The sequence below is a fragment of the Streptomyces sp. NPDC027663 genome (assembly GCF_055566415.1).
Map to the genome: position 1 here is coordinate 1 of NZ_JBVHSK010000001.1, position 12,035 is coordinate 12,035.

A 12,035-nucleotide genomic window follows, 5' to 3' on the forward strand; every position below is an offset into this window, starting at 1 on the left:
CGATGGTACTGCAGGGGGGACCCTGTGGGAGAGTAGGACGCCGCCGAACAAATTTTGAGAAAACCCCCGCATCGGTTCGATGCGGGGGTTTTCTGCGTTCCGGGGATGTTTGCAAAGCGGCGGGACGCCGCAAAGCGGAGATGCGGCAAAGCCTCGAGCGGCCGGGCATACGGCTCAGAGTCGTCCCGCCGCCTTGAGAGCGAGATAGGCGTCGGCCAGGGCTGGCGCCAGATTCTCCGGCGTCGCGTCCACCACCGTCACCCCATGACGGCGCAACTGTTCCGCCGTGCGCCGACGCTCGCTCCGCGCCTGTGCCGCAGCCGCCGCCTCGTACACCGCGTCCACGCTGCCCCGAGCTTGCGCCATGCGAGCGATGTGCGGATCCGCTACCGACGCGACCAGAACAGTGTGCCGCTGAGTGAGCTGCGGCAATACGGGAAGCAGCCCCTGGTCCACCGGTGCGGCGTCCAGCGTCGTGAACAGCACGAGTAGAGAACGCCGCGGGGCCGTGCGCAGAGCGGTGGCGGTGAGACCTCGCGCGTTGGTCTCGACGAGTTCCGGCTCGAGCGTGGCCATGGCGTTCACCACGGACGGCAGTACGTCTCCGGCCGACCGGCCCTGGACGAGGGCGCGTACCCGGCGGTCGTAGGCCAGCAGGTCCACGCGGTCGCCGGCGCGGGAAGCGAGCGCGGCGAGCAGCAGGGCCGCGTCCATGGATGCGTCCAGGCGCGGGGCGTCGCCCACCCGGCCGGCCGATGTGCGGCCCGTGTCCAGGACCAGAAGGATGTGCCGATCGCGCTCTGGACGCCAGGTGCGGACGGCGACTGCGGACTGACGGGCGGTGGCGCGCCAGTCGATCGAGCGGGTGTCGTCTCCCGGAACGTACTCGCGCAGGCTGTCGAACTCGGTTCCCTCACCGCGGGTCAGCACGCTGGTGCGGCCGTCGAGTTCACGCAATCGGGCGAGTTTCGACGGGAGATGCTTGCGGCTGGTGAACGGGGGCAGCACTCGTACCGTCCAGGGCACCTTGTGGGCGCCTTGGCGGCAGAACAGGCCGAGGGGGCCGTAGGAGCGGATCGTCACGCGGTCGGCCTGGCGGTCGCCGCGGCGGGTGGGGCGCAGTCGGGTCGTCACGCGCCGGCGTTCCCCCGGGGGCACGGTCAGGCGATGCCGGGCGGCTTCGGTCTCCGTGCCCGGCTGCCAGCTGCTCGGTGGCCAGGCGTCCCGCAGCCGCGCCCGCAGCGGGCGGCGGGACGGGTTGGTGATCGTGAGCGTGACGTCGGCGGTCTCGCCGAGCCGGGTGGAGGTGTCGCCGGAGCGGGTCAGCACGAGACGTCGTACGGGCGCGGCGAGCGCGTAGTCGCAGGCGCAGGCCAGGGCCAGGGAACCGTTGACGGCGACGATGCCCGTCCAGCCGGGTTCCAGGATGCCGACGGGGAGCGAGCCGAGGGCCGCGATGAGGGCGGCGCGTCCGGTGAGGGCCATCAGCGGGGGACCGGGACGTGGGCGAGGATGGCGTTGATGACCGAGTCGGGGGTCACGCCTTCCATTTCGGCCTCGGGGCGCAGCTGGATCCGGTGACGCAGGGTGGGCAGGGCGAGGGCCTTCACGTCGTCGGGGATGACATAGTCGCGGCCCGTCAGCCAGGCCCAGGCGCGCGAAGTGGCGAGGAGAGCGGTGGCGCCGCGCGGGGAGACGCCGAGGGTCAGGGAAGGCGACTCGCGGGTGGCGCGGCAGATGTCCACGACGTAGGCGGTGATCTCGGGGGACACCGTGGTCGCGGCGACCGCGGTGCGGGCGGCTTCGAGGTCGGCGGGGCCGGCGACGGGGCGTACGCCGGCGGCGCGCAGATCGCGTGGGTTGAAGCCGGAGGCGTGACGGGTGAGGACGTCGATCTCGTCCTGGCGCGACGGCAGAGGAATCGTCAGTTTGAGGAGGAAGCGGTCCAGTTGGGCTTCGGGGAGCGGGTAGGTGCCCTCGTACTCGACCGGATTCTGGGTTGCGGCGACCAGGAACGGTTCGGGCAGCGGGCGCGGGGTGCCGTCGACCGTGACCTGGCGCTCCTCCATGGCTTCCAGCAGGGAGGACTGCGTCTTGGGCGGGGTCCGGTTGATCTCGTCGGCGAGGAGCAGGTTGGTGAAGACCGGGCCGGGCTGGAAGGAGAACTCGGCGGTGCGGGTGTCGTAGACGAGAGAGCCGGTGACGTCGCTCGGCATCAGGTCCGGGGTGAACTGGACGCGCTTGGTGTCGAGTTCGAGTGCGGACGCGAGTGTGCGGACGAGCAACGTTTTCGCGACTCCGGGGACTCCTTCAAGGAGAACGTGTCCGCGGCAGAGAAGGGCGACGACGAGGCCGGTCACGGCGGGGTCCTGGCCGACCACGGCTTTGGCGATCTCGGCGCGCAGGGCCTCCAGGGAAGCGCGTGCGGTGCCCGCGTCCCCGGCCTGCCCGGCGTTGTCAGTGGTCGGGTCCATCATGAACGGCGTACCTCTCTTTCGAGGGCGTCGAGTTGGTCGGTCAGTGCGATGAGGGCCGCGTCGTCGCCGGGCGGCGGCCCGAAGAGCATGGAGTGCAGGGCCTGTCCATCGCCGGAGAGGTGGCTGGACAGGGCGGGGAGCAGTGCCTCGGGCGTGTGTGCCTGGGCGAGGGGTACGCCGACGAGGGGGGCGAGCCGGGTGCGGGTGGTGGCGCGAAGAGCGGTGGCTGCGCGGTCGCGGGCGTTGGCCTTGCGGTAGAGACGGGCGCGTCCCTCGGCGGTCTCCGAGGCGCGGATCGCGACGGGGAGTTTCTCCGCCACGAGGGGGCCGAAGCGGCGGGCCCGCCAGAAGGCGGCGAGAACCGCTGCGACGAACAGTTGCAGGGTGGCCCAGAGCCAGCCCGAAGGGAGCAGGTCGAGGAAGTTCTTCCGCTCGCCGGTGCTGGTGGCGGAGGCGTCGGACAGCGAGGGGAGGTACCAGACCAGATGGGGGCGGGAGCCGAGGAGTTGGAGGGCGAGCGAGGCGTTGCCCTGCTCGTCGAGGCGGTCGTTGTGGAGGATGTCGGGCGCACCGAGGACGACGGTGTCACCGTCCCCGGAGGCCGCCGGGACGCGCAGCAGGGTGGCGAGGCGCTCGCTGGGGTAGCACGAGTCGGCGTCGAGGTGGGTGGTGGTGTAGCGGATGCCGCCGGTGTCGGCGGAGCCTGCGCGCCGGGCCTCGGGCAGGGTGCAGTCCGGGGCGAGCGTGGAGTCGCTGCTGGTGGCGGGGTCCGCGGTGACCCCGGGCGCGAGCCGCTCGACGGACCAGCTGCCGGCTGCGACGAGGACGGTCCGCCCGCCGGAGGATGCCGTGGCCGCGTGCAGCCGGTCTTGTTGGCGGTGGGTCAGCAGGTCGGGGACGGCGACCAGGAGGGTGGTGTCCGGGCCGGTGGCGGCGCGTGCATCGTCGAGCGTGGTGACCACGCGCGTGGAGACGCCCCGCGCGGCGAGGAGTTGGGCGACGGCCCGGCTGCCGTAGGGGTCGGCGGAGCGCGGGTCCAGGTCGCCGTGGCGGGTGGTGGAGCGTACGGCGGCCATGGCGACGGCCGCGGCCAGGATGAGTACGACGGCGAGCGCGATGCCTCGCGCGCGGGTCCACACCCGGCGGCGCGTGGGCGCGGTGGAGGTGGGCGTGGCCTCGGCGGTCACTCGGCGGCCCCCTGGCGGGTGCTGTGGGCCGTGCTGGTGGTGCTTTCGGCGAGGCTGGGGCTGGTGCGTTCCAGGTCGCGGTCGAGTTCGGCCATCTGGTGGTACGACTGCTCGCTCGCTCTGCGCCCGCCGTACGTGACGCCGTCGAACTCCTGGGCTGCGGAGCGCAGCCGGTCGGTGTGCGCGGGAAGGACGCGGCCGGCCTCGGCGGCTGCTTCGTCGGCGGTGCGGCCGGGGCGTGCGTCGAGCAGGGCGCGTTCCTCCAGGGAGCGGACGAGGGCTCGCATGCGTTCCTGGACGGCCTGGTTCCAGTGGCCCTGGGCCGCGTGGGCCTCGGCGGCCGCGCGGTGTTCGGCGGCGCTGCGGGGGCGGTCGCCGAACAGCACGGCGGCGGAGGCGGGTCGGCGGCGCGGGGTGCCGAGGCGCCACCAGAGGGAGGCGAGGACGGCGACGACGAAGAGGATCACGACGACCAGGCCCGCCGTGCCACCGGGCGTCGCCGACGCGGCCGCGCCGAAGAGCCGGTCGACCCATTCCCAGAACGCGTTCAGGGCGCGCTGGAGCAGGCTCGGGTCGTTCTCGTGGTACATCCGCTTGGACAGCTCGCGCCGGGCCGCCTCTCGCGCGGGATCGCGCTCGATGGTGACCGGCGGTTCGTCGCCCGAGCCGTCGGCAGCCGGCAGGGCCCCGTACGCCGCACGCAGCAGGCTTCGTACGACCCTGCCGGTGGCACCGGGCGGGGCCACCGCCATGAGAACTCCCCCCGTGAGGCTCACCGCATCAGCTCCCGGGGACCGGGCCGGTGCCGTAGCCCTGCACGCCGGCGGCGCGGGCCAGTTCGAGGTCGAGGGCCTCGCGGCGGATGCGCTGGTCGATGTAGAGGAGCACGGTGACGCCGGCGCTGATCGGGAGGGTGAGCGTGGTGCCGATCAGGGAGCCGATCCCACGGATGATCAGGAACGCCCAGCCGACGTGTCCGCCGTTGGTGGCGAGGAAGTTGTCCATGCCGTCACCGCTCACGGCGGCGCCGATGAGGGCGAAGGGGATGGTGACGAGCGCCGAGACGATGTTGGCGATGATCGCGGCGAGCAACTGGATGCCGAGGATGCGCCACCAGGAACCGCGCACCAGCTTGGCGGAGCGGCTCATGGACTTCAGGATGCCCTGTCGTTCGAGCATCAGGGCGGGCGCGGCCAGGTAGTAGCGGATGGCCAGCCACACCGCGACGACGACGGAGCCGAGGATGCCCAGGGCGAACAGCGCGGCCCCGCCGCCGGCGCTGCCTCCGGTGGCCAGGACGAGGATGCCGGGCAGTGCCCCGGCGACGATCACCCCGATGGTGATGAGGCCGAGCAGGATGAGCAGACCGGCCAGCTTCGGGAGTTGCGGGCGGGCTTCGCGCCAGGCCTCGGCGGTGCTGACCGGCTTGCCGAGCACGGCCCGGCTGGTGACGGTCGTGAGCAGCGCCGTCGCGACGATGATGGCGGCCACCGTGATCACCGTGATGAGGCCGGTGCCGATCATCGTCTCGCGCAGGGCGCGGAACACCTCGTCGGGGGTGGCGGTCCGGCTGTCCAGGGAAGCCTGGCTGTTGTTGAGAAGGAAGCCCTGCAGGAGGACCAGGCTGGTGTCCACCAGTACGGCGACGGTGAGCGAGATGCCGAGGACCGTGCGCCAGTAGGTGCGCATGGTGGAGACGGCGCCGTCGAGGATCTCGCCGACGCCGAGCGGGCGCAGCGGGATGACACCGGGCTTGGCAGCGGGCGGGGGGCCGCCCCAGCCGCCGCCCCAGGCCGGGTAGCCGCCCGGGGTGCCGTAACCGCCGGGCCCGGGGGGAGGTCCCCCGTATCCGCCGGGGCCGTATCCGCCGGGGCCGGGAGCACCGGGCTGTTGGCCGCCCCAGCCCGGGCCGGGCGGCGGGGGCGGTGGGGTCTGGTTCGGGCTGGGGGCACCGGTGGGCGCGGACCACTGGCCGGGTGGCGGCTGCTCCTTGGACCACTTCGCGCCTGGGCCCTGCGGGTCGGCGCCCGGCTGCGGCGCGGGCTCGGCGGGGCCGGGGCGGTCGGCGGGGTGGGACGCACCGGGTTCCCGCCCCTCGGACGACGGGGCGGTTCCGGGCGAGGCCCAGCCCGGAGTGTCTGTCATCGAAGCTCCTTCTCGGTGCCCGTCCGCGGTCGCGGCGGCAGGTTGGCAGCCATCGTGCCATGGCCTGGTCACCGGGGTACCGGCCGCGGTATGGGCTGGACACCTTCAATTGTCCGCCGGATCCGGGGCAGACTGACCGCATGGCTGATCAGCAGGCGCGAACCGGCGAGGACAAGCGGCCGACCGAGATACCGGCCATCCGTTGGGAGGAACCACCAGAAGGTCCCGTACTGGTCCTGCTCGACCAGACGCGGCTCCCGGCCGAAGAAGTCGAGTTGGTGTGCACGGACGCGCCGGCGCTGGTGGAGGCGATCCGCTCGCTCGCCGTGCGCGGGGCTCCGCTGCTCGGCATCGCGGGGGCGTACGGCGTCGCGCTCGCCGCCGCGCGCGGCTTCGACGTGACCGAGGCGGCGCGGGCGCTCGAAGAGGCCAGGCCCACCGCGGTGAACCTGTCCGTCGGTGTGCGCCGTGCCCAGGCCGCGTACCAGGAGGCGTTGGCCGGCACCGGCGACCCGACCACCGGTGCCGTGGCGGCGCTGGCCGCGGCGCGGGCGCTGCACCGGGAGGACGCCGAGGCCAGCACTCGGATGGCCGCCCACGGTCTGGCGCTGCTGGACGAATTGCTGCCCGGGGGCGGGCACCGGATCCTCACCCACTGCAACAGCGGGTCACTGGTGTCGGGCGGGGAGGGCACGGCCTTCGCGGTGGCCCTGGCGGCGCACCGGGAGGGGCGGCTGCGGCGGCTGTGGGTGGACGAGACGCGTCCGTTGCTGCAAGGCGCTCGCCTGACGGCGTACGAGGCGGCCCGCAGCGGCATGGCGTACACCCTGCTCACCGACAACGCGGCGGGTTCCCTGTTCGTGGCGGGTGAGGTGGACGCGGTGCTGATCGGGGCGGACCGGATCGCCGCCGACGGCTCGGTGGCGAACAAGGTGGGGAGTTATCCGCTCGCCGTGCTCGCCCGGTACCACCATGTGCCGTTCATCGTGGTGGCGCCGGTGACGACGGTCGATCCGGACACCCCGGACGGGGCGTCCATCGAGGTCGAGCAGCGGCCCGGCTTCGAGGTGACCGAGGTCACGGCACCGCAGGTGCCGGTGGCGGGAGCGGGCGGCGGGATTCCGTTGGCACCCCTGGGGACGCAGGCGTACAACCCGGCGTTCGACGTCACGCCGCCCGAGCTGATCACCGCCATCGTCACCGAGGAGGGGGTGGTCTCACCCGTGACGGCCGAGGCTCTTGCGCAGCTGTCCGCCGGGCAGGGGCGGACCGCCGCCTAGGAGCCGTGGGAGCGGCAGCCGGCGTCCGTCACCGTCCACCGGCACCGGCGTCGGTGGACGGGGGCAGACAGTGACGGCTCGGTGCGGCTATGGTCACCGGCCAGTGACCTCCCTCACCAGGGCGCCTGTCGCTGTTATGAGAATGGGATGATGTCGTTTATGAAGGGACGAGTCCTTGTCGTCGACGACGACACCGCACTGGCCGAGATGCTCGGCATCGTGCTGCGTGGTGAAGGTTTTGAGCCGTCTTTCGTAGCCGACGGCGACAAGGCGCTGGCCGCTTTCCGCGAGAGCAAACCCGACCTGGTGCTGCTCGACCTGATGCTGCCCGGCCGGGACGGCATCGAGGTCTGCCGGCTGATCCGGGCGGAGTCCGGGGTGCCGATCGTGATGCTCACGGCCAAGAGCGACACCGTCGATGTCGTCGTGGGCCTGGAGTCGGGCGCCGACGACTACATCGTCAAGCCGTTCAAGCCCAAGGAGCTGGTGGCCCGGATCCGGGCGCGGCTGCGCAGGTCGGAGGAGCCGGCGCCGGAGCAGCTGACCATAGGTGACCTGGTCATCGATGTCGCCGGGCACTCGGTGAAGCGGGACGGGCAGTCGATCGCGCTGACCCCGCTCGAGTTCGACCTGCTGGTCGCGCTGGCGCGCAAGCCGTGGCAGGTGTTCACCCGCGAGGTGCTGCTCGAGCAGGTGTGGGGCTACCGGCACGCGGCCGACACGCGGCTCGTCAACGTGCACGTCCAGCGGCTGCGCTCCAAGGTCGAGAAGGACCCGGAGCGACCGGAGATCGTGGTGACCGTCCGTGGTGTCGGATACAAGGCCGGACCCAGCTGACATGTCCGGGGACAGTGCCGCTTCGGCTCCCGGCCGGTCCGGGGCCCGTCCGGGGCGGCCTGTCGGCCGGTCGGCGGGTGCGCGTTTCAGGCGTCTGTTCGAGGGCGGGATGCTGCAGGGCGGAGTCCAGGGCAGTCCGGTCCTGCGGCTGTTCCTGCGCTGGGTGCGCCGTCCGCTGCTGCCGGTGATGCGGCTGTGGCGGCGCAACATCCAGCTGAGGGTCGTCGCGACGACCCTGCTGATGTCCCTGGGCGTCGTCCTGCTGCTGGGCTTCGTCGTGATCGGGCAGGTGCGCAACGGCCTGCTGGACGCGAAGGTGAAGGCCTCGCAGAGCCAGGCCACGGGCGGGTTCGCGGTGGCCAAGCAGAAGGCCGACGAGGCGGCCGGTGGTACCGGTGCGGCTGCCAGGACCGGTCCCGGTGACGGCACCGTGACCGCGGACGGACGGCAGTCGCAGAACGTCATCCCGTGGATGAGCGACCTCGTGGAGTCGCTGTCCAGCGGCGGCTCGGGTGCCTTCGACGTGGCGACGCTGCCCGTGGGCGACGATGCCGGCGGTGGCCGCAGCCCGCGCGGTTCCGGGAAGGTCAACCCGACCTCCAGCGTGCCCGAGAGCCTGCGCGAGCGGGTCAACGGCGGTACGACGGCCGCCCAGAGCTACACGCGGATCGTCTACTCCGACGGCAGGGAATCGCAGCCTGCCCTGGTCATCGGCAAGCAGGTCAACGACCCCAACGGCCGCCCGTACGAGCTGTACTACCTCTTCCCGCTCACGCAGGAGGAGAAGTCGCTGAGCCTGGTCAAGGGCACCTTGGCGACCGCGGGGCTGTTCGTCGTCGTCCTGCTCGGTGCCATCGCCTGGCTGGTGGTGCGGCAGGTCGTCACCCCGGTGCGGATGGCGGCCGGGATCGCCGAGCGGCTGTCCGCCGGGCGGCTGCAGGAACGGATGAAGGTCACCGGCGAGGACGACATCGCGCGCCTGGGTGAGGCCTTCAACAAGATGGCGCAGAACCTCCAGGTGAAGATCCAGCAGCTGGAGGACCTGTCCCGGATGCAGCGGCGGTTCGTCTCCGACGTCTCGCACGAGCTGCGGACGCCGCTGACGACCGTGCGGATGGCCGCCGACGTCATCCACGAGGCGCGTGAGGACTTCGATCCGGTGACCGCGCGATCGGCGGAGCTGCTCGCCGACCAGCTGGACCGGTTCGAGTCGCTGCTCGCCGACCTGCTGGAGATCAGCCGGTTCGACGCGGGCGCGGCGGCGCTGGAGGCCGAGCCGATAGACCTCAGGGAGGTCGTCCGCCGGGTGGTCAGCGGTGCCGAGCCGCTCGCCGAGCGCAAGGGCACGCACATACGCGTCCTCGGCGACCAGCAGCCCGTCGTGGCCGAGGCCGACGCCCGGCGCGTGGAGCGCGTCCTGCGCAATCTCGTCGTCAACGCCGTCGAGCACGGTGACGGCAAGGACGTCGTCGTCAAGCTCGCCGCGGCGGGCGGGGCCGTGGCCATCGCGGTGCGTGACTACGGCGTCGGGCTGAAGCCGGGCGAGGCGACCCGTGTGTTCAGCCGGTTCTGGCGGGCCGATCCGGCACGCGCGCGCACCACGGGCGGTACGGGCCTCGGGCTGTCGATCGCCCTGGAGGACGCCCGGCTGCACGGCGGCTGGCTGCAGGCCTGGGGGGAGCCGGGCGGCGGCTCGCAGTTCCGGCTGACGCTGCCCAGGACCGCGGACGAACCGCTGCGAGGTTCCCCGATACCGCTGGAACCCAAGGACTCGCGTCGCAACCGGGGTCTCGACGACGCCGGCCTGACCCATGGCGGCGACGAGAAGCGGGCGACCGTTCCGGTACAGCAGGGCGGTGGCCAGGCCCAGGCGCTGTCCCCTGGGGCGTCGATCGCGCCGCGGCTGTCCGCCGTCGCCCCCGCCGCCGACCCGACCGCCCTGCCCGGCAACGGCAACGGCGCGCGCGTGGTGCCCCGGCCGACGGGTGGCACACTGCGCCAGGGCGACAGGCCCGCCGCCCGTCCGGCATCCGACGCGGACACGGCCCGGCCGGATGCGGCCACAGCGGACGCGGCCACAGCGGAAGCGGCCCGGCCGGACGCGGCCACAACGGACGACTCGACGGAGCCAGGGGAGGCATTTCGTGGCCGCTGACCGCACGGGGGGCGCACGGCGGCGGCCGGGGCGCGCGGTGGCGTACACCGCCTTGGGGGTCGTCCTGCTGGCCGGGTGCGCCTCGATGCCCGACAACGGTGACCTGCGGGACGTGGAGTCCACGCCGCGGCAGGACACCGGCGTCCGGGTGTTCGCCATGCCGCCGGCCGACGGTGCCGGTCCCGGCGAGATCATGCAGGGCTTCCTGGAAGCGCTGACCAGCGACGACACGGAGTACGACACGGCGCGCAAGTACCTGACGTCCGACGCCGCGAGCGCCTGGCGGCCGGAGCAGTCGACCACGGTCCTCGTGAACGGGCCCAGCATCGAGACCGACTGCCGCCCGGGCGGCCGCGAGGAGACCAACAGCGTCACCTGTGTGCTGGCCGGGACCAAGGTCGCCACGGTCGACGCGCAGCAGGCCTACCAGCCCGCCGATGGCTCCTACCGCAAGAAACTGCACCTCACGAAGAACGCCAAGACCGGTCAGTGGCGCATCGACGGGCTGCCCGACGGCGTCGTCATGGGCAATTCGGACTTCCAGCGGAACTACACGTCCGTCGACAAGTACTACTTCGCCTCCAACACGGCCGTCGGGGCGGGCGGGCAACCGGTGACGGTCGCCGATCCGGTGTTCGTGCGCGGCAAGGTGGACGCGATGACGCAGATGGTGCGCTCGCTGCTGATCGGGCCCACCTCCTGGCTCGAGCCGGTGGTCAGGTCCAGCTTCCCGACCGGTACGGCGCTGCAGAAGGACGCGGCCGCACTGGCGCTGGACGACCAGAACAAGGTGACGGTGCCGCTGAACCTCAAGGCGTCCCAGGTCGCGGCGAGCAAATGCACCGAGATGGCGACGCAGGTGCTGTTCACCCTGCGCAATCTCGCGCCGACGCTGCAGGCCGTCGAACTGCTGGGGAACGACGGTGCCCGGCTGTGCGAGCTGACCGACGAGCGCGCCGAGTCCGCCGCCTGGCACGGGTCGGCGAAGCGTCCCGATTACCTGTACTTCCTCGACGGCAAGCACCGGGTGGTGCGGATGCCGACCGGGAGCACTGGCACCGGCGCCGTCGCGGTGCCGGGTCCGCTGGGTGAGACCGGCAAGGAGCTGCAGTCGGTGGCGGTGTCACGGGACGAGCGCACCGCGGCCGGGGTGGCCGACCAGGGCAGATCGTTGTACGTGGCGTCGCTGGCGTCGGGTGGTTCGCTCGGCGAGGCTGTGGTGACCAGCGCCGGTACGAAGCCCGCCGACCGGTTGACCACCCCGAGCTGGGACGCCCGCGGCGACCTGTGGGTGGCCGACCGTGATCCGCACCGGGCGCGCGTGTTCGTCCTGGAGCAGGGCGTGGCCGAACCGGAGCAGGTCGCGGTCCCGGACCTGTCCGGCCAGATCAAGGACGCGCGGGTGGCCGCCGACGGGACGCGGATCGCGCTGGTCGTGGAGAAGGACGGCAAGCAGTCCCTGCTCATCGGCCGGATCCAGCGCGACGACGGGACCGGCCAGGGCATCTCCGTGGATGGGCTGCGCTCGGCGGCACCGGACCTGGAGGAGGTCAGCGCGATCTCCTGGGCCGGGGACAGCCGGCTCCTCGTCGTCGGCCAGGAGCAGGGCGGGGTGCAGCAGATGCGGTACGTCCAGGTCGACGGCTCGACGCTCGACGGCCCGGCACCGGGCGCACTCACCGGCGTGAAGGCGGTCGCCGCGTCCGAGGACGAAGGGGTGCCGCTGGTGGCCCACTCTGCGGACGGGATCGTACGACTGCCGTCCGGTGCGCAGTGGCAGAAGATCGACAAGGACGGGACGGCGCCGGTCTATCCAGGCTGAGGACGCGGTCCACGGCGGTGCACTCGGCGTGCCGCCGCCCCTGTCCGCTGCGCCCGGCGCAGCGAGCCGCCGGGGTGGCGGCCCTGACGCCCGGCTCCCCGTCCCCCTGCCTGGCCTCCTCTGCCCCGTCCT

At 72.7% G+C, this 12,035-nt stretch carries 9 protein-coding genes; 4 read left to right on the top strand and 5 right to left on the bottom strand.

The annotated features are described in order from the left end of the window. Positions 1-174 precede the first annotated feature (174 nt). Genes ACZ4SF_RS00005 through ACZ4SF_RS00025 form a run of 5 tightly spaced genes read right to left on the bottom strand, consistent with a single transcriptional unit; the run spans position 175 to position 5,809 of the window. On the bottom strand, positions 175-1,485 hold the full coding sequence (locus tag ACZ4SF_RS00005; protein WP_468375952.1) for a DUF58 domain-containing protein: 1,311 nt from the start codon (positions 1,483-1,485) through the stop codon (positions 175-177). Further along, positions 1,485-2,474, bottom strand: coding sequence for an AAA family ATPase (locus ACZ4SF_RS00010; protein ID WP_468375956.1), 990 nt, complete (start codon positions 2,472-2,474; stop codon positions 1,485-1,487). The genes ACZ4SF_RS00005 and ACZ4SF_RS00010 overlap by 1 nt, the downstream gene beginning before the upstream one ends. Beyond that, positions 2,474-3,664 carry a DUF4350 domain-containing protein gene (locus ACZ4SF_RS00015; RefSeq protein WP_468375959.1) on the bottom strand — a complete coding sequence of 397 codons (1,191 nt, stop codon included), beginning with the start codon at positions 3,662-3,664 and terminating at the stop codon, positions 2,474-2,476. The genes ACZ4SF_RS00010 and ACZ4SF_RS00015 overlap by 1 nt, the downstream gene beginning before the upstream one ends. After that, on the bottom strand, positions 3,661-4,416 hold the full coding sequence (locus ACZ4SF_RS00020; RefSeq protein ID WP_468375961.1) for a DUF4129 domain-containing protein: 756 nt from the start codon (positions 4,414-4,416) through the stop codon (positions 3,661-3,663). Before ACZ4SF_RS00020 ends, ACZ4SF_RS00015 begins: the two co-directional genes overlap by 4 nt. A 28-nt stretch (positions 4,417-4,444) precedes the next feature. Then, the gene (locus tag ACZ4SF_RS00025) at positions 4,445-5,809 is read right to left on the bottom strand and encodes a glycerophosphoryl diester phosphodiesterase membrane domain-containing protein (protein WP_468375964.1); all 1,365 of its coding nucleotides are present in this window, start codon (positions 5,807-5,809) and stop codon (positions 4,445-4,447) included. A 140-nt stretch (positions 5,810-5,949) separates the two neighbouring features. Here ACZ4SF_RS00025 and mtnA point away from each other — a divergent pair, with 140 nt between their 5' ends. From mtnA to ACZ4SF_RS00045, 4 genes are all read left to right on the top strand, one after another. Continuing rightward, on the top strand, positions 5,950-7,089 hold the full coding sequence (gene mtnA / locus ACZ4SF_RS00030; protein ID WP_468375967.1) for an S-methyl-5-thioribose-1-phosphate isomerase: 1,140 nt from the start codon (positions 5,950-5,952) through the stop codon (positions 7,087-7,089). A 147-nt stretch (positions 7,090-7,236) separates the two neighbouring features. Then, positions 7,237-7,926 (top strand): two-component system response regulator MtrA, encoded by a 690-nt coding sequence (mtrA, locus tag ACZ4SF_RS00035; protein WP_187279108.1) that lies wholly within the window; start codon positions 7,237-7,239, stop codon positions 7,924-7,926. A 1-nt stretch (position 7,927) separates the two neighbouring features. Continuing rightward, positions 7,928-10,081: an MtrAB system histidine kinase MtrB gene (gene mtrB / locus ACZ4SF_RS00040; protein WP_468375970.1), complete on the top strand. Its 2,154-nt coding sequence runs from the start codon at positions 7,928-7,930 to the stop codon at positions 10,079-10,081. Beyond that, a complete protein-coding gene (locus ACZ4SF_RS00045; protein WP_468375973.1) occupies positions 10,071-11,903 on the top strand; it encodes an LpqB family beta-propeller domain-containing protein in 1,833 nt (610 codons plus the stop codon). Before mtrB ends, ACZ4SF_RS00045 begins: the two co-directional genes overlap by 11 nt. Positions 11,904-12,035: the final 132 nt, after the last annotated feature.